The 25,768-nt window shown below is 53.8% G+C and carries 36 protein-coding genes; 35 read left to right on the top strand and 1 reads right to left on the bottom strand.

The genetic code is table 11. The features are described from left to right. Positions 1-447: 447 nt before the first annotated feature. Positions 448-1,320: a tyrosine-type recombinase/integrase gene (locus tag ACEVJK_RS11215; protein ID WP_374740583.1), complete on the bottom strand. Its 873-nt coding sequence runs from the start codon at positions 1,318-1,320 to the stop codon at positions 448-450. Positions 1,321-1,768: 448 nt separating this feature from the next. Here ACEVJK_RS11215 and ACEVJK_RS11210 point away from each other — a divergent pair, with 448 nt between their 5' ends. The 35 genes from ACEVJK_RS11210 to ACEVJK_RS11040 are packed head-to-tail and all read left to right on the top strand — an operon-like array spanning position 1,769 to position 25,756. Beyond that, complete coding sequence (locus tag ACEVJK_RS11210) at positions 1,769-2,884, top strand: hypothetical protein (protein ID WP_374740582.1); 1,116 nt, start codon at positions 1,769-1,771, stop codon at positions 2,882-2,884. Positions 2,885-2,899: 15 nt separating this feature from the next. Further along, positions 2,900-4,372, top strand: coding sequence for a DUF6138 family protein (locus ACEVJK_RS11205; protein WP_340405602.1), 1,473 nt, complete (start codon positions 2,900-2,902; stop codon positions 4,370-4,372). Beyond that, positions 4,369-5,751, top strand: coding sequence for a DUF6138 family protein (locus ACEVJK_RS11200; protein WP_374740581.1), 1,383 nt, complete (start codon positions 4,369-4,371; stop codon positions 5,749-5,751). Before ACEVJK_RS11205 ends, ACEVJK_RS11200 begins: the two co-directional genes overlap by 4 nt. Positions 5,752-5,761: 10 nt before the next feature. Next, positions 5,762-6,604 carry a DUF2262 domain-containing protein gene (locus ACEVJK_RS11195; protein ID WP_374740580.1) on the top strand — a complete coding sequence of 281 codons (843 nt, stop codon included), beginning with the start codon at positions 5,762-5,764 and terminating at the stop codon, positions 6,602-6,604. Then, entirely contained in the window at positions 6,601-6,912 is a 312-nt protein-coding gene (locus tag ACEVJK_RS11190; RefSeq protein WP_374740647.1) for a hypothetical protein, read from the top strand. Before ACEVJK_RS11195 ends, ACEVJK_RS11190 begins: the two co-directional genes overlap by 4 nt. Positions 6,913-6,933: 21 nt before the next feature. Beyond that, positions 6,934-7,443 (top strand): hypothetical protein, encoded by a 510-nt coding sequence (locus ACEVJK_RS11185; protein ID WP_147571294.1) that lies wholly within the window; start codon positions 6,934-6,936, stop codon positions 7,441-7,443. Beyond that, positions 7,440-7,673, top strand: a complete 234-nt coding sequence (locus ACEVJK_RS11180; RefSeq protein WP_002576934.1) for an immunity 17 family protein — start codon at positions 7,440-7,442, stop codon at positions 7,671-7,673. The genes ACEVJK_RS11185 and ACEVJK_RS11180 overlap by 4 nt, the downstream gene beginning before the upstream one ends. A gap of 13 nt (positions 7,674-7,686) precedes the next feature. Beyond that, complete coding sequence (locus ACEVJK_RS11175) at positions 7,687-8,229, top strand: hypothetical protein (protein ID WP_374740579.1); 543 nt, start codon at positions 7,687-7,689, stop codon at positions 8,227-8,229. A gap of 41 nt (positions 8,230-8,270) precedes the next feature. Next, a complete protein-coding gene (locus tag ACEVJK_RS11170) occupies positions 8,271-8,471 on the top strand; it encodes a hypothetical protein (RefSeq protein WP_147571296.1) in 201 nt (66 codons plus the stop codon). 39 nt (positions 8,472-8,510) lie between these two features. Next, positions 8,511-9,098, top strand: coding sequence for a hypothetical protein (locus tag ACEVJK_RS11165; protein ID WP_374740578.1), 588 nt, complete (start codon positions 8,511-8,513; stop codon positions 9,096-9,098). A 12-nt stretch (positions 9,099-9,110) separates the two neighbouring features. Then, the gene (locus ACEVJK_RS11160; protein WP_374740577.1) at positions 9,111-9,644 is read left to right on the top strand and encodes a hypothetical protein; all 534 of its coding nucleotides are present in this window, start codon (positions 9,111-9,113) and stop codon (positions 9,642-9,644) included. Next, entirely contained in the window at positions 9,645-10,784 is a 1,140-nt protein-coding gene (locus tag ACEVJK_RS11155; RefSeq protein WP_374740576.1) for a hypothetical protein, read from the top strand. It abuts the gene before it with no gap. A 19-nt stretch (positions 10,785-10,803) separates the two neighbouring features. Then, positions 10,804-11,145: a hypothetical protein gene (locus ACEVJK_RS11150; protein ID WP_033120482.1), complete on the top strand. Its 342-nt coding sequence runs from the start codon at positions 10,804-10,806 to the stop codon at positions 11,143-11,145. Positions 11,146-11,152: 7 nt separating this feature from the next. Next, positions 11,153-12,232, top strand: coding sequence for an ankyrin repeat domain-containing protein (locus ACEVJK_RS11145; RefSeq protein ID WP_374740575.1), 1,080 nt, complete (start codon positions 11,153-11,155; stop codon positions 12,230-12,232). Between the two features lie 11 nt (positions 12,233-12,243). Then, the gene (locus ACEVJK_RS11140; protein ID WP_262670054.1) at positions 12,244-12,864 is read left to right on the top strand and encodes a hypothetical protein; all 621 of its coding nucleotides are present in this window, start codon (positions 12,244-12,246) and stop codon (positions 12,862-12,864) included. A gap of 16 nt (positions 12,865-12,880) precedes the next feature. Continuing rightward, positions 12,881-13,474 (top strand): hypothetical protein, encoded by a 594-nt coding sequence (locus tag ACEVJK_RS11135; RefSeq protein WP_147571691.1) that lies wholly within the window; start codon positions 12,881-12,883, stop codon positions 13,472-13,474. A 14-nt stretch (positions 13,475-13,488) separates the two neighbouring features. Further along, positions 13,489-14,328 carry a DUF2262 domain-containing protein gene (locus tag ACEVJK_RS11130; RefSeq protein WP_186853043.1) on the top strand — a complete coding sequence of 280 codons (840 nt, stop codon included), beginning with the start codon at positions 13,489-13,491 and terminating at the stop codon, positions 14,326-14,328. 12 nt (positions 14,329-14,340) lie between these two features. Further along, on the top strand, positions 14,341-14,844 hold the full coding sequence (locus ACEVJK_RS11125) for a DUF2004 domain-containing protein (protein WP_147571301.1): 504 nt from the start codon (positions 14,341-14,343) through the stop codon (positions 14,842-14,844). Positions 14,845-14,860: 16 nt separating this feature from the next. Continuing rightward, complete coding sequence (locus ACEVJK_RS11120; RefSeq protein ID WP_240287948.1) at positions 14,861-15,271, top strand: hypothetical protein; 411 nt, start codon at positions 14,861-14,863, stop codon at positions 15,269-15,271. Positions 15,272-15,326: 55 nt separating this feature from the next. Continuing rightward, complete coding sequence (locus tag ACEVJK_RS11115) at positions 15,327-15,923, top strand: hypothetical protein (protein ID WP_240287949.1); 597 nt, start codon at positions 15,327-15,329, stop codon at positions 15,921-15,923. 22 nt (positions 15,924-15,945) lie between these two features. Next, on the top strand, positions 15,946-16,581 hold the full coding sequence (locus ACEVJK_RS11110; RefSeq protein ID WP_147571304.1) for a hypothetical protein: 636 nt from the start codon (positions 15,946-15,948) through the stop codon (positions 16,579-16,581). Positions 16,582-16,607: 26 nt separating this feature from the next. After that, the gene (locus ACEVJK_RS11105) at positions 16,608-17,162 is read left to right on the top strand and encodes an SUKH-3 domain-containing protein (RefSeq protein ID WP_374740574.1); all 555 of its coding nucleotides are present in this window, start codon (positions 16,608-16,610) and stop codon (positions 17,160-17,162) included. Further along, on the top strand, positions 17,159-18,163 hold the full coding sequence (locus ACEVJK_RS11100; protein WP_147571306.1) for a DKNYY domain-containing protein: 1,005 nt from the start codon (positions 17,159-17,161) through the stop codon (positions 18,161-18,163). The genes ACEVJK_RS11105 and ACEVJK_RS11100 overlap by 4 nt, the downstream gene beginning before the upstream one ends. Before the next feature lie 17 nt (positions 18,164-18,180). Beyond that, positions 18,181-18,726, top strand: a complete 546-nt coding sequence (locus tag ACEVJK_RS11095; RefSeq protein WP_147571307.1) for a hypothetical protein — start codon at positions 18,181-18,183, stop codon at positions 18,724-18,726. 16 nt (positions 18,727-18,742) lie between these two features. Then, entirely contained in the window at positions 18,743-19,069 is a 327-nt protein-coding gene (locus tag ACEVJK_RS11090; protein ID WP_147571308.1) for a DUF5713 family protein, read from the top strand. Positions 19,070-19,074: 5 nt separating this feature from the next. Next, complete coding sequence (locus tag ACEVJK_RS11085) at positions 19,075-20,022, top strand: DUF4241 domain-containing protein (protein WP_147571309.1); 948 nt, start codon at positions 19,075-19,077, stop codon at positions 20,020-20,022. An 11-nt stretch (positions 20,023-20,033) separates the two neighbouring features. Beyond that, on the top strand, positions 20,034-20,993 hold the full coding sequence (locus ACEVJK_RS11080; protein ID WP_374740573.1) for an NTF2 fold immunity protein: 960 nt from the start codon (positions 20,034-20,036) through the stop codon (positions 20,991-20,993). Between the two features lie 33 nt (positions 20,994-21,026). After that, positions 21,027-21,482 (top strand): DUF4259 domain-containing protein, encoded by a 456-nt coding sequence (locus tag ACEVJK_RS11075; RefSeq protein WP_374740572.1) that lies wholly within the window; start codon positions 21,027-21,029, stop codon positions 21,480-21,482. Between the two features lie 44 nt (positions 21,483-21,526). Beyond that, complete coding sequence (locus ACEVJK_RS11070) at positions 21,527-21,763, top strand: hypothetical protein (protein ID WP_374740571.1); 237 nt, start codon at positions 21,527-21,529, stop codon at positions 21,761-21,763. Between the two features lie 15 nt (positions 21,764-21,778). Next, positions 21,779-23,260 (top strand): hypothetical protein, encoded by a 1,482-nt coding sequence (locus ACEVJK_RS11065; RefSeq protein WP_374740570.1) that lies wholly within the window; start codon positions 21,779-21,781, stop codon positions 23,258-23,260. 14 nt (positions 23,261-23,274) lie between these two features. Beyond that, complete coding sequence (locus ACEVJK_RS11060) at positions 23,275-23,823, top strand: hypothetical protein (RefSeq protein WP_374740569.1); 549 nt, start codon at positions 23,275-23,277, stop codon at positions 23,821-23,823. Between the two features lie 19 nt (positions 23,824-23,842). Then, positions 23,843-24,268, top strand: a complete 426-nt coding sequence (locus ACEVJK_RS11055; protein WP_374740568.1) for a hypothetical protein — start codon at positions 23,843-23,845, stop codon at positions 24,266-24,268. Between the two features lie 12 nt (positions 24,269-24,280). Then, on the top strand, positions 24,281-24,880 hold the full coding sequence (locus tag ACEVJK_RS11050; protein ID WP_374740567.1) for a hypothetical protein: 600 nt from the start codon (positions 24,281-24,283) through the stop codon (positions 24,878-24,880). Positions 24,881-24,911: 31 nt separating this feature from the next. After that, positions 24,912-25,511 (top strand): hypothetical protein, encoded by a 600-nt coding sequence (locus tag ACEVJK_RS11045; protein WP_374740566.1) that lies wholly within the window; start codon positions 24,912-24,914, stop codon positions 25,509-25,511. 2 nt (positions 25,512-25,513) lie between these two features. Continuing rightward, on the top strand, positions 25,514-25,756 hold the full coding sequence (locus ACEVJK_RS11040) for a hypothetical protein (RefSeq protein ID WP_374740565.1): 243 nt from the start codon (positions 25,514-25,516) through the stop codon (positions 25,754-25,756). The last annotated feature ends 12 nt before the right edge of the window (positions 25,757-25,768 follow it).

The following is a 25,768-nucleotide window of genomic DNA, read 5'->3' as shown; positions in this document are numbered from 1 at the left end:
CTCCTCTCTGTCTATGTAAAAATCATTTATGCCTGCCCCCACAGGCCGGGAAAACGTGACACTTGACTATTCCGGCAACGCCCCCCAATTCTTTTGACAGGCTCCCGCCCGTCTCTACTGTGGAAAGAACGTCCGCAACAACATTCTTTCCGTTCTGTCGTTTTGGGCAGGAAAAAAGACCACAACAGAATTTCCGTTCTGTTGTAGTCCTGCCAATATATGTAGCATTACATAAGTGGATTATAGCCTTAAAGTGGGAAAATAGCAAGTGATTTTCCGATTTTCGGCGTGCCAATCAGACGGGGCAGGTGGTTTGTTCTGCGCCGTCTGCTTTGGCGTGGGAAAATTCAGTTTTGGCTGGTGCTTTTTGTCGAAATGGGGTATAATGGGCCTGTCCCAAAGTGTATTTGGGCCTTTATCTAAAAATGGACTACAACAGAACGGAAACTATGTGGTCAAGACAAGGCCCATGCGCTCCATCTGCCGGGCGTGGACGGCCCCGCTCTCCATGGTGTAGACGCGGGTGGTGTTGACGCTGGAGTGGCCCAGAATGTCCGCCAGCCGGGACAGATCCTTTTCCAGCGTGTAATAGGTCCGGGCGAACAGGTGGCGCAGGTTGTGGGGAAAGACTTTTCCCGGCTCCACCCCGGCGCTGTCGCACAGGCGCTTCATGTCCCGCCAGATGTTAGAGCGATCCAGGGGCCTGCCCGTCCGGGTGGTGAATACAGGATTTTTGACGTCCGCCGGTTGGGCGGTCTTTTTTTGTGCCTGGAGGTATGTTCGCAGCAGGCGGCGCAGCTTGTCCGGGAGAAAGACGGTCCTCCGCTTGCCCTTGTTGGCGATCTCCGCCCGGCCTGTCTCCACGGCCTCCACAGTGATGAATTTCAGCTCGCTCACCCGGACGCCGGTGGCGCAGATGGTTTGCAGGACCAGAGCGAGGCGCCGGTTCCCGTCCAGCTCCGCCGCCCGGACCAGCCGGACGTACTCGCTCCGGGTCAGCTCCCGGCCCTCGTCGCAGAACGGGGACTTTTGAATGTTCAGCAGCTTCACGGCGCACTCCCGCCAGCCCATGAAGCGCAGAAAGCCGTTGACGGCGGCGATCATGCTGTTGACTGTAGCCGGGGCGTGGGCGGCGGTCAGTTCCTCCTTCCAGCCGATCAGGGCGGCCTTGGTGACGGGCCGCCCCGCCAGATGGCGGCCCAGGGCCTCCAGGTCCCGGACGTACTTTTCAATGGTGCTGTCCGCCCGCTCCTCCTCCCGCAGATGGAGGGCATAGCGGCGGAGCAGGCCGGGGGTGAATTTGTGGCATTTTGGTTCCATAGCGGTATCTCCTTTGGTGTCCAGATATCGCTATTGTACAGGATCAGGGGGACATGATACGAACCGGAAGGTAAAAGCTTTTTCCTGTTAAGATTAATGTAAATTTTGGTTGATTATTTTCTCGTAATTCGGTATGATGAAAATAAACGATTCCAGCATATCATTTCCTTTGAACGAATCCTCCAGCCGTACAAGCATTGACATAATCAGAGTGTACACTGTATGTATAGAATCTGGAGTAATACATCTGGAACCTTTGGAAAATGCGTATGAATCATCCAATAACGGCCTCGTTTCTATATAAAAAACTGATTTTCTCCCAAGAAGAAACCACATCCGCCGGTGGATGTGGTGTTTCCCTCGCGGCCTTTTCACGCCCCGCGTCAGCCTGTCCAAGTGACAGAGCGTCGCGGGGCGTTTTTCTATCATCGGAAAGGAGTCGAAAAATATGAGCCTGAAATATACCTGCCCCGGCTGTGGGACCCCTTTGGGCTATGACGGATTGTGCTGGAAATGCAAGTGTGAGCAGGAGCGAAAAACTGCATTGGCCTGGACACCGGAACAGATTGCCGAGAAGCAGAGAAACCTGATCCAGAACATCCATCGGCTTGCTGATATGGAGGACCCCGAATGTACCGACTTCTGGCAGCTTCTGGGCTACCGGGACGCCATCACCCCGGAAATCCAGCGGGCGGCGCTGGCCGCAGGGGTGTTCTGGCCCTGTGAGATCTATTATCACGCTCCCGCTGATGTGGGGGAGGGCCTGATCCACGCGCTGCTGTCCACGGAGGATTCCAGTGAAGCGTCCAACCTGATGTGCTGCCTTGCTTTCCAGGGTGATGGCCGGGCACTGGAAACGCTGTTGGAACTGGAGAATCATCCCCGCTCCTGGCGCAAGAAGCTCTATGTAGACCCGTCCATTTACGCCCAGTGCGGCGGCTGGACCTTTAATAAAAAGGGACAACGGACCCAACTCAACTTCGATACCTGCTTTTCCTTCGTCAAGGGAGCCCCCGGCGAAGTGTCCCCCGTCCGCATCGGGCGGGCACGGGAGGACACCTGTCCCCACTGCGGCGGGCGGATGGCGGACATGCTGGTGCTGGACGGCTGGGACAAGCGGCTGAAGTTTCTGGGGCTGGACGGCATTCTGACCGCCACCTGCTGTCCCAACTGCGTGGGCTTTCTGAAAGGCCCCGCTTTCAACCGCTATACTTTGGACGGCGGCGTAGAGGTCTTTCCCTCCGAGCTCTTTGACGGGGCGGAGAAGACGGATTGCTATGTCCGGCCGGAGGACTACAGGTCCCTTACCGAAAATCCCTTCGTGCTGGGCGGTGCGCCTGTGCCCCTGTTCTATGGCGCCGCCTGTGACGATGTGAACACCGTCGGCGGCTTTGCCAACTGGGTGCAGGACTGGGAATACACCGCCTGCCCCTACTGCGGAAAGCCCATGAAATATCTGGCCCAGATCCAGTGGGATACTTTGATGGACGGCACAGAGGGCACACTCTACATCGAGTTCTGCCCCGACTGCCAGATCGTATCCATGCAGCACCAGCAGACCTGATAGGAGGAAATCGCTATGAATTTGCCAAAGTTCAACAGTGCGGACGGGCGCTGTTACTGGATGAAGCCCGAGGTACAGGAGGAACTGCAGCCGCTCTTTGACCAGTGCATCCAGGATGCCATTGACGGGAGAATCACGCGGCTTGATTCCCTCTGGCCGCCGGTAGTGGTTAGCAGTCAAGGTGCGCCCTTTGAGGTGTGGCAACTGCTTAGGGCGTGGACCGAAATACAGCGGGCCGAGACCCTGGATGCGGAAAAGGCCATCGCCTTCAGCGAAAACCTGCGCCGCCAGAGCCGGTGGGGTGAAATTGACCACCATCTACTTGATATGCTGAAACGGGAGCTGCAAGAGAAGTATTTTGTTGCAACAGGCAATGAAGATGATCACTTCTGGGATCGGGAGTATTCCCTGAAACCAGGCATTCGTGCAGAGGAGGTCCCGGAGACGCTGCTGCGTTTTGCCTGCTATGTGGCGGTGAGCTATAAGGTATATGGTATGGACTTTCAGTATCTGGACACCAATTACCTCTTTGGATTGGTGGAGAAAGTCCGTCCGGATATGGTGAAAAAGCTCCGGGAACATGGGACCGGCAGGCTGCCGCGCTCTCTGCAAAAGCGGAAAACAGAGCACTTCACCGCATCGGCCAACGATGCCTTTGCCGTGATCCGTATTACTGCCAGGGACAGTACAGAGGAATGCTATGCCGAAGTGCTGAACTACCTGTGTGAGCTTCTGGAGCAGGAGGATTTTCCCCGCAGCTATGCGGTGGAGTTCAAAGGACCGGAAAAGAGTTATCTTCCCATCACAGGACTGCCCAAAAAGGGAGTAAACCAGTTCTTTGCCTGTGCCGTACAGTACCCCGGCCTCCATCCCCTGATGGAACGGTACGCCCGGCTTGCCATGCGGCAGTATGAGCAGTACACCAATCTCAGTGATGAGCAGTGCGCTCTCCCGGGAAGTTTTGCCGTGTTTGCCCTGGGAATGCTGGGGCAAGAGTGGCGGCAGCTTATCTGGGATTATCTCGACCTTTGTGATGATGAGCACTCCCACTTACAGGAAAAATTCCTCAGAGAGTATGTAAAACAGTTCGGATTTACCGCCGATACCGTCCCTGTATTTGTCCGTGGGGTGCTGTCCATGCAGAACATGAAGTATTCCAAGGACTATGCCGCATGGATGGCAAACTCAGAGAGCCTGGACGCTCTGCTGGAGGCAAAAATCCACCTGTCTGAGATCGTTCCAAGCGGTTTCTCCTCCGACGAGGACGACGATGACGAGGATGAAGAACCCACCGAGGAAACAGAAGCCAGCCCGGAGGAAGTGCTGCAATACGCATGGGAAACGGTCTGCTATGTGATCTGGGGCAAAGCCAGCGCCAAGGGTGGTCAGAAAGTGGTGGAATCAGCTTCAGAGGAACTGAAAGAACTATACCGACAGATTTTTATTCCGATAATGGAGAACCTGGAAGAAAGTGGTGGCCTGCTATGAGCTTGCCAAAGCGTGACGGCGTGCATGGCCGCTACTACCTGATCCATAAACCGGATACTGACCCCGAGGTGCTGGAACACGCCGATCAGTGCATCCAGGATGTGTTGGATGGAACTGCAAAAGAAAACCATTCCGGCTATCCGGTGGTCGTTCGGACCCAAAGCGGAACACCCTTTCTTCCCAGCCATCTGCTGGAGCGGTATCTGTCCAAACTGCCTTTGCAGGGATTCCCCTATGAGGAAGCTGTTATCTTCTGCGATGCCCTGCGGCGGCTGGTTGGCTGGGAAGAGATCCGCTATACATTGGAGAAGTATATAGAACAGCAGGTGCAGGAGCGGTTCTTCCTTGTGGGAGAGCGGGACGATGGGTTTACAGTCTTTCCCCCCTGTACGGTGTGGCCGGAGTTGCGGCCGGAGGATGTGGACGAAGGGCTGCTGCGCTTTGCCTGCTATGTGGCCGTCTGCTGCACGATGTATGGACAGAGCTTTGAATCTCTTAAAACCGAACACATCCTCGGTCTGGTTTCCCAGCTCCGTCCCGACATGGTAAAGGAACTGAAAACCAATGGCAGCGGCAAATTGCCAAAGGACATCCAGCAGCGTAAGACGGAGCATTTCACCGCTTCGGCCAACGATGCTTTCGCCACCATCCGCATCACCGCCAGGGACTCCACCGAGGAGTGCTATGCGGAAATCCTGGACTACCTGTGTGCGGTGCTGGAGCAGCCGGAGTTTCCCCGCAGCTACTCCATCGAGTTCCGCGGGAAGGAAAAACTCTATCTGCCCATTCCGGGCCTGCCCAAGAAGGGAGTCAATCAGCTCTTTGCCTGCGCTGTGCAGCACCCCAATCTTCATCCGGCTATGGAGCGATACGCTCGTCTGGCTATGCGGGAGTTTGAGTGGTACAACAACCTCCCCGATGAAGCCTGCGCCATGCCCGGTACCTTCGCCGTGTTTGCTCTGGGGCTAGAGGGAGAACAGTGGGCACCGCTGGTGACGGAGTATCTGGATCTCTGTGACGATGAGCACTCCTCCCTGCAAGAGAAATTCCTTCATGCCTTGATCCGGAAGTTTGGTTTTCAACCATGGACGCTGGGGGTATTGGTGCGGGGCGCATTGTCTATGCAGTGGCTGGAGCCTGCCAGGGAATTCCGCAGCCTGATCGCCAATGCGGAAAGCCTGGATGCGCTGCAGACAGTCAAACACCGTTTTTCCGCTTATCTTCTGCCGGAAGAAAACAAAGACCCGAAATTCCGGGCCATCGCTTGGCAGAGTCTACTCTGGGCCATCTGGGGCCCGTCCTCCGAAAACGGCGGCAGCAAGGTCATCAAGTCGGCGCCGAAGGAACTGAAAGAGAAATACCAGCAAGTATTTGCGTAAGGAGAACGCTATGAAAAAGAGAACGGTCAAGGACTTTATTGCCCTGTACGCCCCAGAAGATGAGGAAAAGCTGGTACTGATTCAGGACGGTATCAGCGCAGACAAAACCTTTCTGGATACCTTTTGGGCGGCGCATACCCATGCCCTCGCAATGGCAGATGTCCAGACTGGACAGGTGGTTTCCGGCCAATGCTACCTGAGCTGGCCGTTGACAGACAAGGAACGGGATGCCGGCGACTATTCCAAGCGGTTTGCCAAGGGCCAGGTCTACCGGATCAAGGCCCACGGCTGGAAAGGTGATTCCCTCAGAGAACCTCAGTGGTATGTCACAGAGGTACTGGAGGAAGGTGTACCCTGTCCGGCTTTGGAGGAAATCTGGGTGGAGTACACAAAGCCTATACTTCTGGAGGACGAAGTGCTGGGGACCCTCACGCTGGATCGTGAAATGAGTATGTTCAACGGGACCTGTAAGTGGATGGGAAAAGAAGTCCAGTTCTCGTTGGATGTGGAGATTGAAAAGAAAGCGTCCTGGACCCGAGTCACCAATGTGATGAAAAAACTACTGACAGATCAGGAAGTCTGGGATAAGTCCCTGCGGGCGATGGCCGCCCAGAAGCTCACTGCTCAGGCCAACGAATGGCTGGCGGACAATGACCAGACCGACCGGGACCCAGAAACAGACCCCATCACGGAGGAGGAATTTGCTCGGCGCATCCTGCTCACTGAGTTTACAGTATCTCCCGGCGGCCGGTTTACCGCCTGGTATGAGGACGACAATATGTTCTGGGGCCATGTGGTCACTGTGGATGGGACACTGAAAAAAGGCCCCGTTGACGCTGATATACAGGGCTGACAACAACCGTTTACAGGAGGAGGCATCCACTATGTGCGAGCTGCCGAAACATTCAAACATGGAGAAAATTTGACGCCCCAAAGGACTACCTGGCCTGCATTGCTTATATTCAGCAGTTGGTGGGACAAGGCCAATTTGAACTGATGACAGAGGAGTCCACCTGTCCGCTGGAGAAGGTAAAAACTGAGGATGGATGGGCAGACGAAATTATGGCTCACATGATCCGGTGCAAGCACTGTGGCCAGATCTTCACCTGTGTAGTCAACACCTGGCGGGGCAGCGGACACTTCAAAAAAGGCAAAGGATGACACAGAAAAGGCGGTGAAACGATGAATCAGACAGAAGAAACAAAACTGCTGGAGTATATTGAGCAGTGGAATGATGCGGACGAGTTCTCCCGATGTATTGAGGCTATCGAAGCCATCCCGGAGCAGGAGCGAGGTTATTTGCTGACCGTTAAACTGAGCAGGGCTTACAGCAATCTGGCGGTCCTGGGAAATCATGGAGTGCATGGGACCGACGGTGAAGTGGACGGGGATCTCATCCGACACGCCATTGATCTGCTGGAATCCGTCCGCACCCAGGGAGAGGACGATCCCTACTGGAACGCCCGGATGGGCTATTCCTGCCTGATGGCATACCGCTCCGCAGCCACCGCCTATACATACGCAAAACGCTGGCTTGCCCTGGCCCCGGATGACCCGGACGCCCAAAAACTGGTCCGGGACTGCGAGAAATATTTAGAAGAAGAAAAAGCCTTGGAGATGGATTGGAAAGAGCGGGAGGAGATCATCCGAAAGGAAACTCCTGATGATGGAAAGAGGGTTATATGTAAATGAACAGCGAGCAGATCACAGCATTTTTGCAGGAGCATTGGTACATTGCCTCGGTGCTCATCGGGGCCGTGATTTTAATTGGGGCGATCCGCAACTGGAATTGGCTCTGCGACCCCACCGGCACACGGGATGCCCACCGCCACAGCAGAGGATACCGGCGGGTGGTGTTCTTCCTGCTGGGCGTCCTCCTGATCGTAGTGAGCATCTGGGGATTTGTGCTGAAATTGAAGTAGGAGGAGAAAGACTATGATGACTGAAAAATATCCTACCTGGCTCATCGGACATGTGAAAGGATGGGCGGAGAATCGTCTGCCCACCGTGACGCTCTGTTCTACCACCGGCAGTGAACTGCTGGAGGTTTGGTATTACGGAGATCTGCTCACGGTGAAGGGAGAGCCTCAATCCTATATTGTAGATGGGGACGAGGCCCCCGGACTGGTGGCGGCCCGCGACCCGGAGAGCAGTGAGGAGTTTGTCATCTTCGACGGCGGGCGGCATGGCTACGACAATATGTTCTGCGATGAACACGATCCATCTGAATTGGAACACCGCCCCCTCAAGCGGTATGAGATCCCCGCCTCCAAGCTGGTGCTGGAGCTGGGGTACAGCGTGGACTACGAGGATGAAAAAGAGGACTTCGAACCGGATGAGGCGGATACCGTGGAACTGATCAACGGCGGGCGTATGCCCTGGGAGCAGGTCAAGCGGGACGGCATCGACTATATCGCCCTTTACTATGTGAACGAGAGTGGAAAACAGGTTCAGATTCTGGACGCAGAGCTGGCGTAAGTACAGCTATTCTATCCTTTGATAATCCGAGGAGGCGCCCCATGAACCAAGAAGAACAGATCCGCCTCTACCGGCTGATGGAAAAGCTCAACTGGTTCTTCCATCAGGAGATGCACTATTTGAACCGGGATATTGCGGAACAGACCGCGCGGGAGTGTTACCCGGAGATTCGGGAGTTTACATATGATATTTTATGGAACGACCTGCCCAAAGAGGCGCAGGAACAACTTGAGGAGGATTAACTCCAATCACTTTACACTGACCCAGGAGGTGGAACCGCAATGTCCATAACCGCCTATAAAGTTGAAGCCGTCGGACATGACCGAACCGGCGAAGACTATGGCTATGTGAATATCATGTACCGCTATGGCAACAAGCAGTCCTGTCCTCGGCCAGATCAATGTGAAAAGATAGAAGTTATGTGGGCGGATGAGAGCGTCTACGGGCCGCCTGCTCCTGGCAGCAAGGTGGGCGACTTTATAAAGACATGGCTGATGGGCTCCTGGGACTGCGGGGTATTTACCCACCGGGAGATCGCCCAGCGGCTCATGGATACCTTCACCGGTCTGAAGCTCAAGGAACTGGCGTGGTTTGAGAACCCCAGGGAAAAGACTCTGAAAAATGGCAAACCGCGTGCGCACCGGGCCAAGTGGCTGCCGGAGCGGGAGGTGGATCTGGTGTATCTCTACTCCGACTACTATATTGACGCAAGAGAACCTACTTCTGCCCAAACCAACTTTTTCACCGTTACAAGGATGGACGCCTGGGGCGTGAGCACCTGGTTCATGTGTACCCCAGAGGCCGCCGGGAAGCTAATCGCCATGAATTACGACAATCTGGCCGTCAAGGAAACCACCATTGTGGGATAGGAGGAATGTGGTATGAAGGTACTGAGCGTGGTGGGCGATACGCCAGGTTGGACCTATATCAGTGAGATTTTCCATGAAATGCTCCCCGCCAGCACCAGAGAGGCTATCCGTCATCCAGAATTGGCGGCCGAAAAAACAAAAGCGGCACTTGAACCAATCCTGCTGGAGCGGTTCTCCCACTTGGATTTTGATTTCTGCTTTTGTTTCCGGTGCCTCGACCGGGATTCCGGCTGGGTGTCCAAGGCGAGGCTTTATAAAAACGATGATTCTCACAGCTGGTACACCCTTAACCGTGTAGAGCAAGCATCACGCTCTCTGGGGATGGATATTGTGATCTATAAAGAAGATGTAATTCCTATCAAGAACGATAAGGATGCCCAAAAGCGACTGCTGGGCACAGAATTTTGGTCTTTCCTGCAAAAGACCCTGCCCAAATATAAAAAGAAGATTCCCATGACGGATAAAGATTTGGAACTGCTGCTCTCCATTCTGCATGACTGGCTGGCGCGGCAGGGATGGATTACTGAGGAAGGAGCGCAGACATAGATGATGACTTTAGAACAACTGCCTCCCAAGGGCGTAAAGAGAGAACAGGCCATTTTGGAGCTGGGCAAGGATGAAGCAAACGGCGAACTGCTGTTCCAGCTTGTGAATACAGAAAAGGGCAAGTGCAAAACGGCTGCTCAGAAGGCCTTGGCGCAGCTGGAGTATGCCCCCGCTGCCCCACTGTGGGCCAAACTGGTCAAGGGCAAATGGATGGGCAGCCATATCATGTCGGATGCCTGCTCGGATTGTGTATCGGAGCAGATCGCCCCGGTTATTCTGAAGACTCTCTCCCATCTGCTGGACGAGGGGGACACAAAGCCACTGGAAATCGAACAACTGAACTTCTGTTTCCATTTGATGTTGGGGAAAGCCTCTCCCAAAATGCTGGAGGTGTACCGCTTTCTGGCGGAGAACACCCAGCGGATCGCCCAGCTGAAACGCGCGCCTGTTTATTCGGATGATGATTGCACCTCCTGGTGGATCACGGACGGGCTTCGCATTTGGGATGCCACACCCAAGGAAAAAGAGAAAATTCCCGCTGTGGTGCTGACCGCCTCCCTGATCCGCAACCCGGATGAGCGACTGCAAGCATTGGCTGATGAGCTGAATGAACGCTACGGCGGCAGCTGGCTGATGCCGGTCTTTATGAAGGAGATCATCACCCAGCCCAAGGAGCAGGTGTACGAGACCTATTCGCCCCTTCTGGATACGCCGCAAAAAGGCTATTTGTTCCATGCGTTGGGAATGCTCCATTACCGCTGTTATCCGGAAGGCTGGACCTATGAACGCCTGGGCCTGGATGGAATGATCGCTCTGATTTTCTGGGGGGATTATAGCTATGGAACCTATGACTCAAGGTTTATGATTGAACGCTATGTGGATCTGGATGAGCGGTGGCTCTTTGATCTGGCCAAGGACCCGGAGGGCCGCAAACCTACGGTGACATGGCAGACCTACAATCGGGGCGGTGTGCTATATGGAAGCTACGACGAAATGTTCATCAGCCTGCTGCCCCTCAAGGTGGAGAACCCGGAACTGAAGCGCATTCTGTGGGACTACTTCCGCATCCGCAGCCAGAAAAAGAAAGTGGCTAAGAGCATCACCGTTTACCAGGATGCTGCGGAGCGATTCGGAGATTAAGCCGGAAGGAGGGACTGGCATGATTGGGACAGATGAAAACCGGGCGGTGCTCCATGTGGAGGTCATCTTCTGGAGAGGCAAGCGGAAAACACCCCCCAGCCTGGTCAGCGGAAAATATTGTCCTCATTTTGCAGTCACAGGGACCACGGAATATCTGGGAGTATGCTTTCTGGACGGAACTGAGTGTTCATTTGATGAACCGGCTTTGGGAAATGCCCAGCCCCTCTATCCGGATACTATTGACTACGCTCCGCTGGAAAATAATGCGGAATTTTTGATCTATGAGGGAGCCAACGCGGTTGGCAAGGGCCGGGTACTGGGCCGGACGATACCCTATCAAGTGAAACAACAACGAAAGTAGGTGCCTTATGTACCAAATTGCATATATTGGCCGTTGGGAAACTCTTCCGGAAACGGCTGCCGCCATCTGTGACCATAATATTCCCGTGCTGGAGGCGTTGCTCCAAGGCGGTCTGGATTTAGATGTTCCCATCCAGCTTAGTGAGTATATCAAACTGATGCCATTGGAGATCGCAGTTTTTCGGAATGATGTGCCCATGATCCACTTCCTGCTGGAGCATGGAGCTGATCCCGGTCTGGCAGAGGAACAGCCCCTACTGCTTACCGCCGCCCGCTGTTGTGGACCGGAGGTAGTCGCTCTCTTTGCTGGACAGGCCACGCAACTCAGTCCCAAGCAGAAAGAGCGGGCCTTCCAGGAAGTGCGCTGGGGCAAGCGCCCGGAGAATATCCCGGTGCTGGAACAGGCCGGGATCACAGTGGACAAGTTTGGCGGCGAAGCATTCCGGGCCGCTGTGTCCGAGGGCAATACCAAACTTGCCCGCCTGCTTCTGGAAAAAGGGGCAGATATCAATTACCACAAGCCGGACATGGTGTTTCCGAACGCCTCCACCCCTGTCACTGAAGCTGTCCGACACAAAAATCTCCCTATGGTGCGCTGGCTCATTGAGCAAGGAGCTGACATCACCATTGCCGACAAATACGGCGACCGGCCTTACACCGTGGCGGTGCAGAACAAAAATCAGGAGCTGGCTGACTACCTGAAGGCCCTGGAACCGGAGGACTGGCACAACGAGCAGGAAAAGGTCCGGCAGCTCATGCCCTACAAGCTGCCCGTCAAGCTGGTGGAATACTTGAAAACCGGCCCCCTGCGTTTGGAATTTCCGGAGCAGGAATGGGTGAAGTGGGCAGAACTCTACTCCTACATGGATGTGCAGGAGATGACCTGGAAACGGAAGAAGCTGCTCTCCCTGATGGTGCAGATGGACAACTACAGCGACTACCTGCTGCTTTGGAGCCCCAGGGACAAAAAGCTGTGGTATCTGGACATTGAGCATGAGGAGTTCCACCCCCTGGCCAAATGGGATGACTTCATTGCAGACCCAGGCCGGTATCTGAACGGGATGATCGAGGGCGAGTTTGAAGCATAAGGAGTAAGGTCATGACATCGATAGACTTTCTGAACAAGGTACATAACATCCTGGATTCCCAGGAATACAGCCTCTCTTACTCTCCGGCCAAGTCCAAAAACTATATGCTGTACTGCAATGGTAACTTTATCGGCGGCCTGTTTGACGAGGAGTTGTGCTTCGTCTATGCCGACAGTGTGAGCGAACTGCTGGGACACCCGGAACCCGTCTACCGCGGCTACTCCAGCACCGCCCGGCACAGGATGCTGGTGATTCCGGAGGAGCACTGGGAGAAGGCGCTGAAACTGCTCTATGCCGAGAAATTTGACTGGAGCCGTTTGGTGTACGACATCACCTACACCAGCATTGGCGCGGCTGTGGTGGAGGACTTCTACGACGAGAATGTAGTGTTCCTGCGCTTCTGCTTTGAAAAGGAACTGCTGAAAAAGAATCCTCTGGACCGGCAGGGCCGTATCCTTCGGATGGTCTATCTCAATCAAGATTTGACAGAAGCGGGCAAATATCTATTCCCCAGACTGATGCAGAAGTTTCTTGTTTTTACAGACCGCAGCGGGAAAACCAGCCTGGAAACCATGCTGAAACGGTGGTACACCGCGCTGGAGAAGGAATACCGCAAGCAGGCGGCGGGATAAGGAGGGCAATAACATGATGACAGAAGAAAACAGAACCTATATTACTCAACTCAAGGTCACGGATGTTCCGTGGCACCGGCTCACCACCGCCTATGGCCGGGGGACGGAGTTTCCCGCACACCTGACGGTACTGGAGCAGATGTGTGACTTGGCGTCCGTCAAAGAGTCCCTCTATGAGCTCACCACCAACATGGAGCACCAGAGTACCCTTTGGCACGCCACCCCTTTCGGCATGGTGTTTCTGAGCCGGATTCTGGGGAAGGCCCTCGCGGAGAGCGGACAAAACTCCGTGGCCCATTTTCTGGCCGGGGAGCTGCTGGACTTCTTTGCCTGCATCCTCCAGTGCTTCCACGATGGAGATGAGTTGGAGCACGCCTCTCCCCTGCCCCACTTCTCCGATCTGCTGAAGGAAGAATACCTGTGGTCGGAGGAATACGACGAGGAAGAAGATGAGATGCGCTACGAGGAGGACGAGGTCTTCCCAGATGACCTGTTTTACAGCTTCTATTACTACTCCTGGCAGGCGGTGCTGGCCTACCAGGGCGCACTGGAGCAGGAGATTCCTCCGGAGTTTACCCCCAAGATCGCGGCAGTTCTGGAAGGGCTGTAAGGGAGGCTGCACCCATGTTTGAAGAATTTTATGAGATGTACGAGCCCGAGGAGCAGGAAGTGGTGGCTTTAATCCGCAACTGCATCGGGGGCGGATACAACAATAGGGGCAACTTTTGGCAAATGACCGTCGTGACACTGGGCGTGGTGTTCTGTGACACCGGCAAGGTCACCACCAAAGAGGAGCGGCTGGAGTGGCCAGTCACCGATGAGGAACGAAACAGTGATAAGGGCTGGGGACGCTTTGGCCGCGAGCAGATCTGCCGCCTGAAGATTCGCCGGATGAAAGAAGAATGGGCAAAGGATCTGGTGGCGTGGCCCTGGTGTATCTCCGAGATAGTCAAGGCCCATGAGGACTGCCCGGAGCTTCAGGCCGTTCTGGACGAGTACCACAAGCCGGCGGTGATCCAGGACCAGGTGCTGGGAGAACTGACACTGGACAAGGACCATGATACCTTTGAGGGCGAGATCCAGTGGTGCGGAAAGGATGTGCACCTTTCCCTTGAGGTCAATGCGGAGAGCAAGCCCTCCTGGACCCGCGCCCGCAGTGCCGCCAAGAAGCTGCTGGCCGACTGTGAAACCTGGGACAAGGCCATGCGGGAGCTTGCGGCCAAGAACCTGACTGGGCTGGCCAACGACTGGCTCTCCCAGGATGAGGATAACCCCCGCGATTCGGAAACAGACCCCATCACGGAGGAAGAACTTGCCCGGCGGATCAGCATGACCAGCCTGTCCGTCACCTCCGGCGGCAGCTTCACCGCCTGGTTTGACTGCGACGAGATGTTCACCGACCATGCGGTGACGGTCTATGGCTCCTTGAAAAAGGGCCTTAAAGCTGCCAACATTGAGGGATAAGGAGGCGCAGAGATGAAGCTGAACTGTAAACGCATTGATTTACCATATACCCCCGGCGAGGAAATCTTCAACTTTCCCGAAGAATCGGGACTGCCCTTTCTCTTCGATGTGGAGGAAGAACTGACTGCTGATCCTGCTGCTATGGATGCGGTGGGAGAAATGCTGGATGAGGCGGAGAAATTGGCGGAAAAGGCCAAAGCCGCCATCAAAGCGGCGCTGGCGGACGAGGACAGCCGCTACCATAGCATTGTGACATTTTTCATGGAGTTCCACCGGGACGAGGTAGGCCCGGATATTGCGGCGGAACTTTTTCCGGGAACCGACCCATCCAAGCTGTCCTTTGCCGAGATGGTGGACTTTTTGAAGCTCAAGCGGTTTGGCAGCCTGGTGGATAGCGAGATGAATCAACAAGTTTTCATTATGGATCTGTCCTTCAACCCGGAAATTACCGACGAGCTGATGGTGGTCTACTTTGATTTGAACAAGGAGATTTTTTGTATTACTCATGAGAGCTGAGGAAAGAGCGTTACCTATGGAAAAAGCGGCTGCTGTTAACACCTGCTTAGGTGTTTTGAAGGGACGGGACTGCATCTATCTGGATCAGGTGAAACAAGATGATCTGAACAATCTGACCTTTATGGGGGACATCAATGGCCATCTAATCTCCCAGCACAGTGACGAAAAAGACTGGTTTCCCTACACACTCACCTTCCGGCGGGTGCTGACCTATTTTGCCTGTGAATTGGACACCTATGAAAGTCTGGCTGGGACGGGGCGTCTGGATGGCAGCTCTTTTGATTTAATTGAGGATAGCACCTGGCTGAAGTCTTTGCCGGTGCGGGAGGACTTTGACAAAGGCATCTATCGGCACTACCGGCTGTTTACATACGATGATGTTTACAACATCATTGCGGTTTCCTATGAGTTTGCGGCAGAGTTGTAAATGTCTGAAATATGGATAATCATTGAAAGAATCAAGCCAGGAAGGGGGCGCGGCAATGAAACAGAATAGCAAACGGCGCAAATATCTGCCCACACTTCTGGTTCAGCAGATCCGCCTGCAATGGTATAAAGACTGCCGGGGCGGAAACGCGGCCGCACAGCGGAACCAGTATCCCAAAGCCATGCGGCTGCCGAAAGACTTCTTCTCTTACTATTCCTTTGGCCTGCCTACACACTTTGTATCGATCTTACAGAGGCCCGATGGATTTCAGATCGATAGGGACTGTCGCAGGCTGATGGAATGGAAGCCGAATGGCACAATGCGGCTTCACCCTTTCGAACTGATTCAGCAGGAGTCCGGAATCCAGGTGCGTTACCGCTATGATTGGCATATTGGTGCGATACCAGAGCGATATACCTACGATAAGGCCGGGCAAAAACAGCCCCTCAATGAACTGGCACTGGATTTGGCTCCCGGTGAGTATGGAAGCGCTGTCTGCAATGGGCGGTTCCGGGACTGGGATACAGGAATCTGGTATTATGTACTGGATATTTTGAATGTGATGCCGCTTACAGAACCCACTGACTCATTGACCAGTTTTACGGACAGAGAGCCTAATAAGATATATACCCAGATCGACCGACTGTGGTGACGAAAGACAGGAGGATAACCACATGATTTCCACAAAAGATTTATCCGGCCTTCCCAATGCGGAGCGCCTGAAAAACTTCTGCAAAGGGCTGGCAGCTCTGGACATCATCATGGTGGAGGAGGAATGGAGCTTCATCCGCCACTATACATACAACCCCGCATGGCGCAAAGGCAAAGAGGCATTCTTTGCCACTGATGGCAGTGACCAGAGCATGATCGTCATGTTTGCGCCGGAAGGCTGTGTAATCAACGGTGTGGACTCTGAACTCTATGACTGGGAGGAAAAACTTCCCCGTATCGAAGACCTGACAGATGGGATGCCCCCTGCTTTGCAAAAACTTATGGGCAGCCGTGAAGTCAAAAAGATGAAAAGCACCTTCTGCGTCTGGACGGAAGATGGCACCACCTGGCACTGCAATCCCATGGACGGCGAGGACGCATCCATGGATCTGCTCTCCACGATTGATGGCAATCCGTTGAGCTATGCGGAGTACGGGAAGTGGTTTTATCCGGCCGATCTGCCTTTGGAAGCTGTGCGCCAGCTTGCGGACGGGGTGCCGGTGACAAAAGAACTGGTCACTGCGTTGAACCCTAAGCGCAATGAATGGGAAGAAATCAAGGCGGGCCTGGGCAAGATTGGGTATCCAAATGAACTTTGATTCACAGCAGACAGGAGATGAATTGAATGATCAAAGAACGCATCCTCATCTCCGGCGATCTCAAAAGCAAGGTCAAGCAGCTGATGGAGTACGCCGGATGGCAGGAAGGCCGCAGTGTGGATATTTCCATTGCGGAGCAGTATTACGCCGCTCATGGCATCCCGATGATGAAGACCACCCAGCGGTTTTATCGCAAGTATTTCGGCCTGTGCTGCGAATGGTACCTGGCGCAGAAAAAGCTGAACTGGGCGGCCGACTTCCAATTCGCTCTGTTCCCTTACCTGGTCAATGGGATCAAAAATCATTTGGAAGAAGCCTTTTTTCGGGATATGTCCGGCTGTGAGCTGGCGGAGATCGAGCAGGCAGCTGGTCAGAAGTGCCAGCCCATCGGTCACATCGGCTATTACTACCCGGCAGAGGTTTGGATCTCGGAGTACGGGAAACTGTATGCAAAATATGAGTATCAGGACGAGATCGAGTGCTTTCCCGATGTGTTTGCCCTGATTGAACGGGAACTGCGGCAGTGCAAATTTGATTCCGCCGCTATGAAAACCGTTGGGGCACTGGACGGAAAACTATGAAACAGAACTTTACTACTTGGCGCAATCAAATATTGCAGAATCCGTGGGACATTTCACCGCTGAAATTCGGAATGTTACAGGATGAGGTCATAGAAATTTTTGGGAATCCCGATGATGTTTCCACCATGGGAAGCGGCGGGAAACCTTTGATCCTCAAATATCATGACATTGAACTGCATTTCGATAGAAAGGCCCCTCATGGGCTCTACTTAGTGTATAGCGACGACGAAATCGAACTGAGCTTAACAGATCATCACGAAGAACTGCTGCAGCCGATCACCAACACAGAGCCGGTGGACAACGAATTTTTCCTTCGGGATGGAGTCGTCTATTTCTCTGGCCTATATGAAAACGGCTTGTTGAAGGGTGTTTCGCCCAAAGACTTCTGCTGTTGGCATTACTGGGGCAAATCCTCTACGGCCTGCTTTCTCGGCGGGATTCGCCTGCGTGGAGCAGACCCGGCATCGTTTCGGGTGTTAAACTATGCCTACGCAATGGATAAAACAGCCGTCTACACCACCAGCGGGAGAATCCCAGATGCAGATCTGGCAGCCTTCCAGGTGTTGGACAAGGGCCAGAACGATTCAGGCGCGCCCCAGGGATATGCAAAGGACAGCCGGCAGGTCTACTTCCATAATGGGGACGGAAAGGTGAAGATCATCAAGGGGGCGGAAGTTTCCTCTTTCCGCTCGTTGGGCGATACCTATTTTGCCAGGGATGAGAAACGGATCTATGCCTACGGCAAGCAGCTTCCCAATGTAGAGCTGACTTCCTGGGAACTGCTTGGGCACTGGTATTCCCGCGATGTCAAGCGGGTGTATTATCTCAACCGGGAACTCAAGGGAGCGGATCGGGACAGTTTCACAGTCTACACTCCTATGGACGCAGCTCCGCTTGCCGATCATCTGGCCCGTGACAAGGAACATTTTTACCAAAACGATGAGGTAATTGAAGAAACGCTGTGGCGGGAAAGGCTGCACGAGTTAATACAAGAACAGTAAACGGAGGGAAAACGGCTATGGACTATTTGAAGATACTGCATGAAAACCCTGATTTGGCAGAGGAATTTGATTCGCTGTTTGACTTCTTCCTGCTGGATGAGTTGTCCCCGCGGGATGACGCAGAAGGCCGATGCACCTTTTCCCTGCCCGGCATGGTGTTTGCCAGGGATGGCTCCGGCGGAGAATACCACCTGTTGGAAGATGGCTCCATCGGCTATTACAGCAGCGAAGGCGAGGCAGGCCGTCTGGCTGAGAGCATGGATGACCTTTTTTCCCTGCTTGTGAGCTGTATTTGCTGGCACGACTGCTGTGACACAAAGCTGTATGTGGATTCCAAAACATTGGAGGAGTATGGGCAGAGGCAGCGCAACTGTAACTTGGAAGATATGGATGTGGACAGCTTACGGCGGGTGTCTGATACCCTCGGCATCCCTACTGGTGAGCCGCTGGCTCCGGTTCTGGAGCGGTTCCGCAACGCAACCCAGCGTGAGCCTCTGTATCAGTGTATATTTCACGAGGACGACGGAAGCCTGACCGAATCATACGGTCTGATGTTTGAATGAGAAAGGAACAATCCCTATGAAAGCATTTGACCCCAATTACAAACTGCTGGACGAGATGTATCAGGACGATTACTATCCTGCTTTTCTGGTAGACAAGGTAAAGGACGAGCTTCAGAAGGTCATCGACCTGCTGGAGAGCGGCGAAACCGACACCGAAACGGTGCAGGAAACGCTGGACGAGGCGGTCTGCGGCATCAACGATCTCCAGGAGGAGTTTGACGAGCACGACAGCGAACTCGAAACGGTGGCACGGGAGTGTATCGCGGCAACTGTGGCCTACATTCTGGCGTGGTTCAACATCCCCATTGACACTGAGGAAGCCATCCGGGAACGGGACTGGTGATCCCTATGGCAGAAAAAGAACTGGCCGTTTGTGATGAGTGCGGCAGTCTGTTTTTCAAAGGCTCATCACAGATGATAGGGCTGTGCCCGGAATGTGCCCATATTCTATATGGCTACCCGAATTGTGACCATCATTTCCAGAATGGCCGGTGTGTGAACTGCTGCTGGGACGGCTCAAAGAGTGTGTACATCAAGAAACAGAATCAACAGGAGGAAACTGATATGCCTACAACTGAATGGCTGAACAAATACGAATCCATCAAGGATAAACTGACCTGTAAAGATGACTTGGAGGCCCACTTCACAGAGAAAGTGATTGGGAACATGGGCGTGGATGTACTGGACATCGGCGCAGTCCATTTCACCACCGGGCAGATCTTCGCCTGTGATCCGCTGGTGGAGCTGGAGGACACTCTGCCGTTCCTTCAAACGATCCCCGCCGGAACTTATCCGGTGAAAATCTGCGTGGTGCCCAGCGAACAATACGGCGACCGCTACGCCTGCGTCAAGGTGGAGGTCAGCCAGGAAAAGCCTGTCCGCTATGAGCTGGGCATGACGGGCAACGAGGAGTTGGACGCGGCGCTGGGAGATGACGACTACTTCGGTTTCGGCGTGGATGCCGGGATGGGGTGTATCGCGGACATCCAGACCCAGGCGGCCTTCAAGACATACTGGGCCAAGCGGCTGGAGGAGGACCCGGACATCGACCCCTACAACGACCTGTTCTGCGACTTACTGGAGGAAAACGCCCAAGCCCACCCCAAATATCAGGGAGACTGCGGCGACTGGCTCAACTGGACAGTACCGGACACGGACTGCAATCTGCCCATCTTCTCCTCCGGCTGGGGTGACGGTTACTATCCCGTCTACTTCGGCTATGACGCCAAGGGAGACGTCTGCGCCGTGTATGTGCGCTTCATCGACATTGAAGCCTGTTATAGAGAGCAGGAATAAGGAGGCACGCTATGGAATGGCCAAAACGGGCACGGACAGCGGACTGGGAAAACGGTGTCCTGACCTTGGATGGAGAGAAGCAGTTTGAGATCCCGGAGCTGACCGCCGAGATCATGGGGCGGCTGGCCGGTTATACCCTGGTGGGCTTCCACACAAAGGGATTCCCGGTGACGGATGAACTGCTTGCCCCCTTTGCCGGGCATAAAAGCATGGTCAATTTCGGCGTGGAGAAGGGCGCGCTTACCGACGCTTGTTTCCCCGTCTTTTCCGCCATGCCCAAGCTGCGCTATCTACTGCTGGACGGAAATGCCGCCATCCACGGCGGCGGCCTGTCCGCCCTGCAAAGCTGTAAGCTGGACCTTCTCACCCTCAACCACACCGGGCTGGACGACCTTGGACTGCTCCAGGCGTCCTCCATCCCCAAGCTCTCCCACATCCAGATCGACCATACCGCTGTGACATACGAGGGCCTGCTGGCCATCGCCGGCAACAACTACATCCATCCGGTGGCCCATAAGCAATTCACCAAAGAGCAGATGGAACACTTCTCCCAGCTCCAACGAGAAAAGGCCAAAAAGCCCATCCAGCTGGATGAGCAGGCGGTGGAGGAATGCCGCAGGGTGTTGTCCGCGTTCTTTGCCGAGATGACGGAATGGGAGCAGTACATGGAGCAGGCTGGGTTTGAAGATCCCGAGGCTGTGCCCCGCCTGCTGGCGATCTGGGAGAAGTATGTGAGCGAAAAGCCCCGTATGGGCTACCGGCCTCTGGGCCTCTCGTACAGTGCCCAGGGCACCTACAAGGGCGAGCAGTTCCTGGACGCAGAGCAGATTACCAAGAACAAGCTCTATATCTATACCAGAGAGAAAAACACCGGCTTTGACCGCCGCTTTCTCATGAAGCGTGTGGGCGGGGGCTGGATGATCGACGCGGTGCAGGAGCGGCTGGACGGCTGGCAGCGCACAGGATTGTGAAGTTCATGAGAATCAGATTGGAGGTACAGGAAGATGGGTTCATGGGGTATAAAAGCATTGGAAAGTGATAACGGCTTAGACTTAATTTTCCTTTTGAAAACAGATTATTTACCCAAACATAAAAAACTGACTTTAGGTGGATTGATAGGCTTTCTGAAAGAGGAAGGTTTTCTTGGAGAAACAGTGAACGAAATTGACTTTCTCTATGATAATACCGCCATCGCTCTCGCAGAGCTTTATTCTGAATGGCAGGAAACAGGAAAGCTAAACTACGATGATGAGGATTCTAATGTTTGGTCAGCAATAACGAATTTCTCAGCTTCAGCTACTGCTCGAAAAGACCTTCTTAGGCGATTGAGGAGTATTAAAAATCAAGTTCCTGATGAAGATGGCGAAAGAGAAATCGTAGAACTTTGGAAAGAAAGTAATCACTGGGAATCGTGGGATAAGCATTTGGATTCTTTGATAGAACTCTTACAGCAGGAATAAAATTGTTGTTTTGTAGGTAAGTGCGTTGAATTGTGAGGCATCACATGGCTTGGGAATATGAAACCTTTGGCCCGGACGGTCAATGCAAATTGTTCGGTGTGAACATCTTTGACTACGACTGGCAAACCACCGGCAAGCGAGTAAAAGTCAAAGACCCGATCTATCACCAAAACCACACTTTCGAGGTCTGGCAGGTGGAGCTCGGCGGGCAGATCCACCGCTTTGTCGCCGGAGAGTTCTCCAACTGCGTATGGGGATTTTATTTAGAGAAAGACGGATGAGAGGAGCGTGAACCCATGAAAGCCAGCGCTGGAGAGGTCTATACCGTTTACAACCAATATCTGAAACGCTACACCGCCTGCCAGGTGGCCTATATTGCGCCGCCGGACTCGGTGAGCAAGGAACCCTGGGCGGTGGTCCTCTCTCTGGACTGGGTGGGGGACGCGCCTCTGACCGCAGAGGAACTGCCCCATCTCCGTCCGCTCTACAAGGACTTCATGTACTGGTCCCGTGACCTTCACTTGCTGCGGGTGCCGGTGGAGGTCCCGCCCCAATATAAGTTGGTGGGCACACTTCCGCCCTTCACCGACCAGCCCTGCCGCTCCTACGGCGGCTGGAGCGACGGCTATGATGTGTACCTCCAGATCCGGTGGCAGGCCATCCCGGAGGAACGGCGGCGGGCCTTCAAGGAGGCCATGGAGAGCGACGAGCAAACGGAGATCGGCGGTATCCCGCTGAAGGTCAACAGCCATCGGGTGATGGACCAGTACGCGCCATTCGATTCGGCGCTGGAACTGAAGGCGCTGCCCTGCCTCTCCGACCTCATCTGCCAGCGGTGGCACCCGGATCTGCTGGAGTTTTTGCGTGGAAATCCCTTCATCCGCGAACTGACCCTGCTGAACCACGGTCAGAGGACACTTGATCTGCGGGGCACCAGTATCAGAAAGCTGATGCTGGACATGACCGGCCTTCAGGAACTATGGCTGGGTGAGGATACAGAGCAGCTCCTGTTTCAGAACAAGGGGCCGGACGATTGTACCATCCATTCCCCCGAAGATGGCAGCGGTTTGACCCTCCAATTTATCGGGGAATACCGCCCACACACGGAACTGCCGAACCTATGGGGGCTGCATGGCATCCATCTGAAGGACTTTGATCTGACCGGACTGGCCGCTGTCCATCCCCATCTGAAGGAGCTGCGGCTCTGGGGCGCTCCGGGAAATCTGCAAAACTTCTCCGCCGTGGGAGGGTTCCGGGAACTGACGAACCTCTCCACCTTTGACCTGTTCGGCTTCGGGGCGGACGACATCCCCACCCCGGAGCAGATGCCGGAGCTTCGCTGGTTCTGGATGACCAGCCTGCCGGAGACAGCAGCAAAAGCGGCAAAGCAGCTCTGGAAAAGCAAGCCGGGAATGGATCTGCGCCTCACCAAACCCCGGAAACCGGAGTGGCTGGCGCAAAATCTGGACAATCCCTTCCGAGGCTGGGACGGCACGGAGCATATCCCTGCCGCCGCCGCGAAAAAAGCAGCCAATCAATACCGCAAGACCCGCTCCCAGCTGATGAAGCTGGCCGCTGAACCGGGCGAGGGCGCCCAGGCCCCGGCGCTGGATGCGGTGGCAGCCTACACCCGGACCTTCAACAAGATGGGCTTTATCGAAACCGTGGAGCGGGATGAAATTTACATGGCCCTGCGGGGGATCCTGGATGCCCTGCCGGGCGATACGCTCCAGAAAGAAGCCCTGATTGAGAAGTTTGAGGAACTAAGAGATTTTTGAGGAGAACAAGTAGCATGATAGAGTTCAGCAAGAATCATAGCTCGGCATGGATGGAAATGATGTCGGCCTATCAGGTTTTTCGGGCAAAGCTGTTTGATTGGGCCCACGAACCAGATCAGATAAAACAAAAGGATTTGCTGCTGGAGCTGGACTCTTGGCAAAATCGGGATCTTCACAGAAGAATGCTGGTGGTAGATCTTCTGCGCAGCACAGAGATGTGGGACGAAAAAGCCCTCCTCTTAGTTCTGAAAGAACTGACAGCCATTGCCCTACTGGAACAGGATGAGATTGCCGTTTATGCTCGAATGGCATTGTCTAAACTCAAAGACCAGTCGGAGCGGCTTACCATTGCCGATGAGGTGCTTCGTCTTGCAGTGGTCGAGGAAGAAAAGGCAGAACCTGATCCCGTTGTATTCCACAACGGCTGCCTGCTGCTGTATGAGTTGCACTGTGAAGTAGCGTTCTCGCAGTATGGAGATCGGTATGCGAATCTGATTGAGCAGGCATACGGTTTAGATGAAAAAGACTTGGCGGGCATGAAAAAAACGCTGTCCCAAATCTGATGATCAAGGAGGCTTGAATATGGATGCAAGGATTACAGAATTGCTGGAAGAACTGAAACAGGCAATCGACAAGGCTGCCACCACAGGTGACAAATATCAGTTTATAGATCCGGCCTATGATTTAATTGATGAACTGGAACAGTGCGAAAAACCTTTCGATGCTGTAAGACCGATCTTGGAACTGATTGAATCTTCTCCCAATATTGATTTTGGCGGCCCCGGACCACTGGGTAGCTTTATGGAGAAGTTTTACCATGAGGGCTATGAGGAAGAATTGGTCGCATCGCTGAAAAGAAAACCAACTGAGTACACGATTTCTCTCATGTTCCGCATCATTGCAGATGAGGAACATCCCAATCTGAGCGAATACAAACATCTGTTAAAGACACTTGATAACACCTCTGAAATTGATACTTTCTGGTTGGATGAGATTGCGAAACTGTAGAGGGGAAATAGATTGAGCTACACAAAATTCAGCAAAGAAGTAACCAAGTGGCTGAAAGCCAATGGCCTGCCATGTTATGGAACAGCCAACGATAGCCCCGAAGAAACAAAGGCCCGGCTGGACGCATGGATGCGTGGGAGCAAAGAGATACTGCGCCAGTGGATCGCGGAAAAGCGTTACCGTGAATTGATCTCCTGCGCCCACGGCGGCTGGTATCAGGATGATGTAATTTTTGAGCCCTTGGCTGAACATTTTGTGGCGAACCACTTGTTTGATGAACTGCGGTTTCTCTGCGAGCGCGGCATCCGTTTTTCTGCGGAAGATATGCTGGCCACCATTCAATCTGAGAAAGAGGAGCATGGGGCGCTTGATATAGAAATCATTTGGAACATAGATGTTCCAAGCTATGTGTCAGGCCGCAGTTATTCCCATTTGGGGGAAATCGCAAAATACAGGAAACGGGCGCTGGATCAGATTATCCGCTATGCAGGCTATCTGGAGCAGATCCACGCACCTGCGGAGTATTTGGAACAGGTAAAGGTCCTGCAAAAGAGCGTTTCTAATCTGACAATCAAAGCAAAAGATTTGAAACCATTCCGGTTTCGGCTGTGAAAGTAATTTTCTGAAAGGAGTGTGCGGGCGCATGAGCCGAATCGTCGATAAACCCTACTTTACATACAGTGCATACAACGCCCTGACCTCCGGCATCCAGGTGAAATGCCCCAAGTGCCACGGTGCGGGTGTTGTAACGGCGGATGATGACAACGCCTATTTTCGCTGTCTGAGCTGCGGTCATCAGGAAATCCGTGACCGGACAATCTACCGCTATGATGTCCATAACCAGTGCAAAAACTGCGGCAGGTACTACCGGGTGGATATTGAAGATACTGCAAAACAGCACTTTTCCGTTCTCCATGTGGCCTGTCCCTATTGTGGAACAACCATGTCGGGCGAGGTACATAAGACGGCGGAGGCTTTCTCCTATGGTGCGGAGATTCAGGGCGGCAAGGACCCCTGGTTCGGCCTGGAGCTGTGGTTTTTGACCTCATTCCAGGGTAAGCCGGTCTGGGCCCTCAACCGGGAGCACCTTGCCTATCTGATCGACTATCTCAGCGCCGGCCTGCGGGAAAAGCCGTTTGGAAGTCCGAAAAAGACCCAGGCCGACCATCTCCCCACCTTCATGAAAACCGCAAAGAACCGGGAGCGGATCGTGAAGCTGCTGAAGAAAATGCAGGAGGAATGAGGATGGAACAGAAAGTAATTTACAACGGCCAAATTCTTACTCTGACTCACTTTTGGGCAACGGGAGAGCCCTGCCTGTGGATCACTGACCCGCAGCAGATCGGAATGCCCGAAATGGAGTTTGTGGGTGGATACCCAAATGAATACTGCATTTTTCTGAAAAATCTGACTGAAACGGAACTGGCACAGATCACATCCCTTGACGGCGTTCCACTGGATGTGAGAGAAGAACTGCGGCAGATCTAATGGGAAAGGACA

It is taken from the genome of Flintibacter sp. P01028 (assembly GCF_041925235.1).
GTDB lineage: Bacteria > Bacillota > Clostridia > Oscillospirales > Oscillospiraceae > Lawsonibacter > Lawsonibacter aceti.
Note: the sequence above shows the minus strand (reverse complement) of the source record. Positions and strands in the feature narration are given on the sequence as shown.

Excerpts from the sequence above, each read along its gene's own strand:
- ACEVJK_RS11100 (WP_147571306.1), top strand. The coding sequence starts at position 17,159 with ATGAAACAGAACTTTACTACTTGGCGCAATCAAATATTGCAGAATCCG.
- ACEVJK_RS11145 (WP_374740575.1), top strand. The coding sequence starts at position 11,153 with ATGTACCAAATTGCATATATTGGCCGTTGGGAAACTCTTCCGGAAACG.
- ACEVJK_RS11150 (WP_033120482.1), top strand. The coding sequence starts at position 10,804 with ATGATTGGGACAGATGAAAACCGGGCGGTGCTCCATGTGGAGGTCATC.
- ACEVJK_RS11170 (WP_147571296.1), top strand. The coding sequence starts at position 8,271 with ATGAACCAAGAAGAACAGATCCGCCTCTACCGGCTGATGGAAAAGCTC.
- ACEVJK_RS11135 (WP_147571691.1), top strand. The coding sequence starts at position 12,881 with ATGACAGAAGAAAACAGAACCTATATTACTCAACTCAAGGTCACGGAT.
- ACEVJK_RS11095 (WP_147571307.1), top strand. The coding sequence starts at position 18,181 with ATGGACTATTTGAAGATACTGCATGAAAACCCTGATTTGGCAGAGGAA.
- ACEVJK_RS11060 (WP_374740569.1), top strand. The coding sequence starts at position 23,275 with ATGATAGAGTTCAGCAAGAATCATAGCTCGGCATGGATGGAAATGATG.
- ACEVJK_RS11185 (WP_147571294.1), top strand. The coding sequence starts at position 6,934 with ATGAATCAGACAGAAGAAACAAAACTGCTGGAGTATATTGAGCAGTGG.
- ACEVJK_RS11080 (WP_374740573.1), top strand. The coding sequence starts at position 20,034 with ATGGAATGGCCAAAACGGGCACGGACAGCGGACTGGGAAAACGGTGTC.
- ACEVJK_RS11085 (WP_147571309.1), top strand. The coding sequence starts at position 19,075 with ATGGCAGAAAAAGAACTGGCCGTTTGTGATGAGTGCGGCAGTCTGTTT.
- ACEVJK_RS11115 (WP_240287949.1), top strand. The coding sequence starts at position 15,327 with ATGAAACAGAATAGCAAACGGCGCAAATATCTGCCCACACTTCTGGTT.
- ACEVJK_RS11175 (WP_374740579.1), top strand. The coding sequence starts at position 7,687 with ATGATGACTGAAAAATATCCTACCTGGCTCATCGGACATGTGAAAGGA.
- ACEVJK_RS11045 (WP_374740566.1), top strand. The coding sequence starts at position 24,912 with ATGAGCCGAATCGTCGATAAACCCTACTTTACATACAGTGCATACAAC.
- ACEVJK_RS11075 (WP_374740572.1), top strand. The coding sequence starts at position 21,027 with ATGGGTTCATGGGGTATAAAAGCATTGGAAAGTGATAACGGCTTAGAC.
- ACEVJK_RS11120 (WP_240287948.1), top strand. The coding sequence starts at position 14,861 with ATGGAAAAAGCGGCTGCTGTTAACACCTGCTTAGGTGTTTTGAAGGGA.
- ACEVJK_RS11130 (WP_186853043.1), top strand. The coding sequence starts at position 13,489 with ATGTTTGAAGAATTTTATGAGATGTACGAGCCCGAGGAGCAGGAAGTG.
- ACEVJK_RS11165 (WP_374740578.1), top strand. The coding sequence starts at position 8,511 with ATGTCCATAACCGCCTATAAAGTTGAAGCCGTCGGACATGACCGAACC.
- ACEVJK_RS11125 (WP_147571301.1), top strand. The coding sequence starts at position 14,341 with ATGAAGCTGAACTGTAAACGCATTGATTTACCATATACCCCCGGCGAG.
- ACEVJK_RS11210 (WP_374740582.1), top strand. The coding sequence starts at position 1,769 with ATGAGCCTGAAATATACCTGCCCCGGCTGTGGGACCCCTTTGGGCTAT.
- ACEVJK_RS11065 (WP_374740570.1), top strand. The coding sequence starts at position 21,779 with ATGAAAGCCAGCGCTGGAGAGGTCTATACCGTTTACAACCAATATCTG.
- ACEVJK_RS11090 (WP_147571308.1), top strand. The coding sequence starts at position 18,743 with ATGAAAGCATTTGACCCCAATTACAAACTGCTGGACGAGATGTATCAG.
- ACEVJK_RS11160 (WP_374740577.1), top strand. The coding sequence starts at position 9,111 with ATGAAGGTACTGAGCGTGGTGGGCGATACGCCAGGTTGGACCTATATC.
- ACEVJK_RS11070 (WP_374740571.1), top strand. The coding sequence starts at position 21,527 with ATGGCTTGGGAATATGAAACCTTTGGCCCGGACGGTCAATGCAAATTG.
- ACEVJK_RS11200 (WP_374740581.1), top strand. The coding sequence starts at position 4,369 with ATGAGCTTGCCAAAGCGTGACGGCGTGCATGGCCGCTACTACCTGATC.
- ACEVJK_RS11040 (WP_374740565.1), top strand. The coding sequence starts at position 25,514 with ATGGAACAGAAAGTAATTTACAACGGCCAAATTCTTACTCTGACTCAC.
- ACEVJK_RS11055 (WP_374740568.1), top strand. The coding sequence starts at position 23,843 with ATGGATGCAAGGATTACAGAATTGCTGGAAGAACTGAAACAGGCAATC.
- ACEVJK_RS11215 (WP_374740583.1), bottom strand. The coding sequence starts at position 1,320 with ATGGAACCAAAATGCCACAAATTCACCCCCGGCCTGCTCCGCCGCTAT.
- ACEVJK_RS11140 (WP_262670054.1), top strand. The coding sequence starts at position 12,244 with ATGACATCGATAGACTTTCTGAACAAGGTACATAACATCCTGGATTCC.
- ACEVJK_RS11105 (WP_374740574.1), top strand. The coding sequence starts at position 16,608 with ATGATCAAAGAACGCATCCTCATCTCCGGCGATCTCAAAAGCAAGGTC.
- ACEVJK_RS11180 (WP_002576934.1), top strand. The coding sequence starts at position 7,440 with ATGAACAGCGAGCAGATCACAGCATTTTTGCAGGAGCATTGGTACATT.
- ACEVJK_RS11195 (WP_374740580.1), top strand. The coding sequence starts at position 5,762 with ATGAAAAAGAGAACGGTCAAGGACTTTATTGCCCTGTACGCCCCAGAA.
- ACEVJK_RS11155 (WP_374740576.1), top strand. The coding sequence starts at position 9,645 with ATGATGACTTTAGAACAACTGCCTCCCAAGGGCGTAAAGAGAGAACAG.
- ACEVJK_RS11205 (WP_340405602.1), top strand. The coding sequence starts at position 2,900 with ATGAATTTGCCAAAGTTCAACAGTGCGGACGGGCGCTGTTACTGGATG.
- ACEVJK_RS11110 (WP_147571304.1), top strand. The coding sequence starts at position 15,946 with ATGATTTCCACAAAAGATTTATCCGGCCTTCCCAATGCGGAGCGCCTG.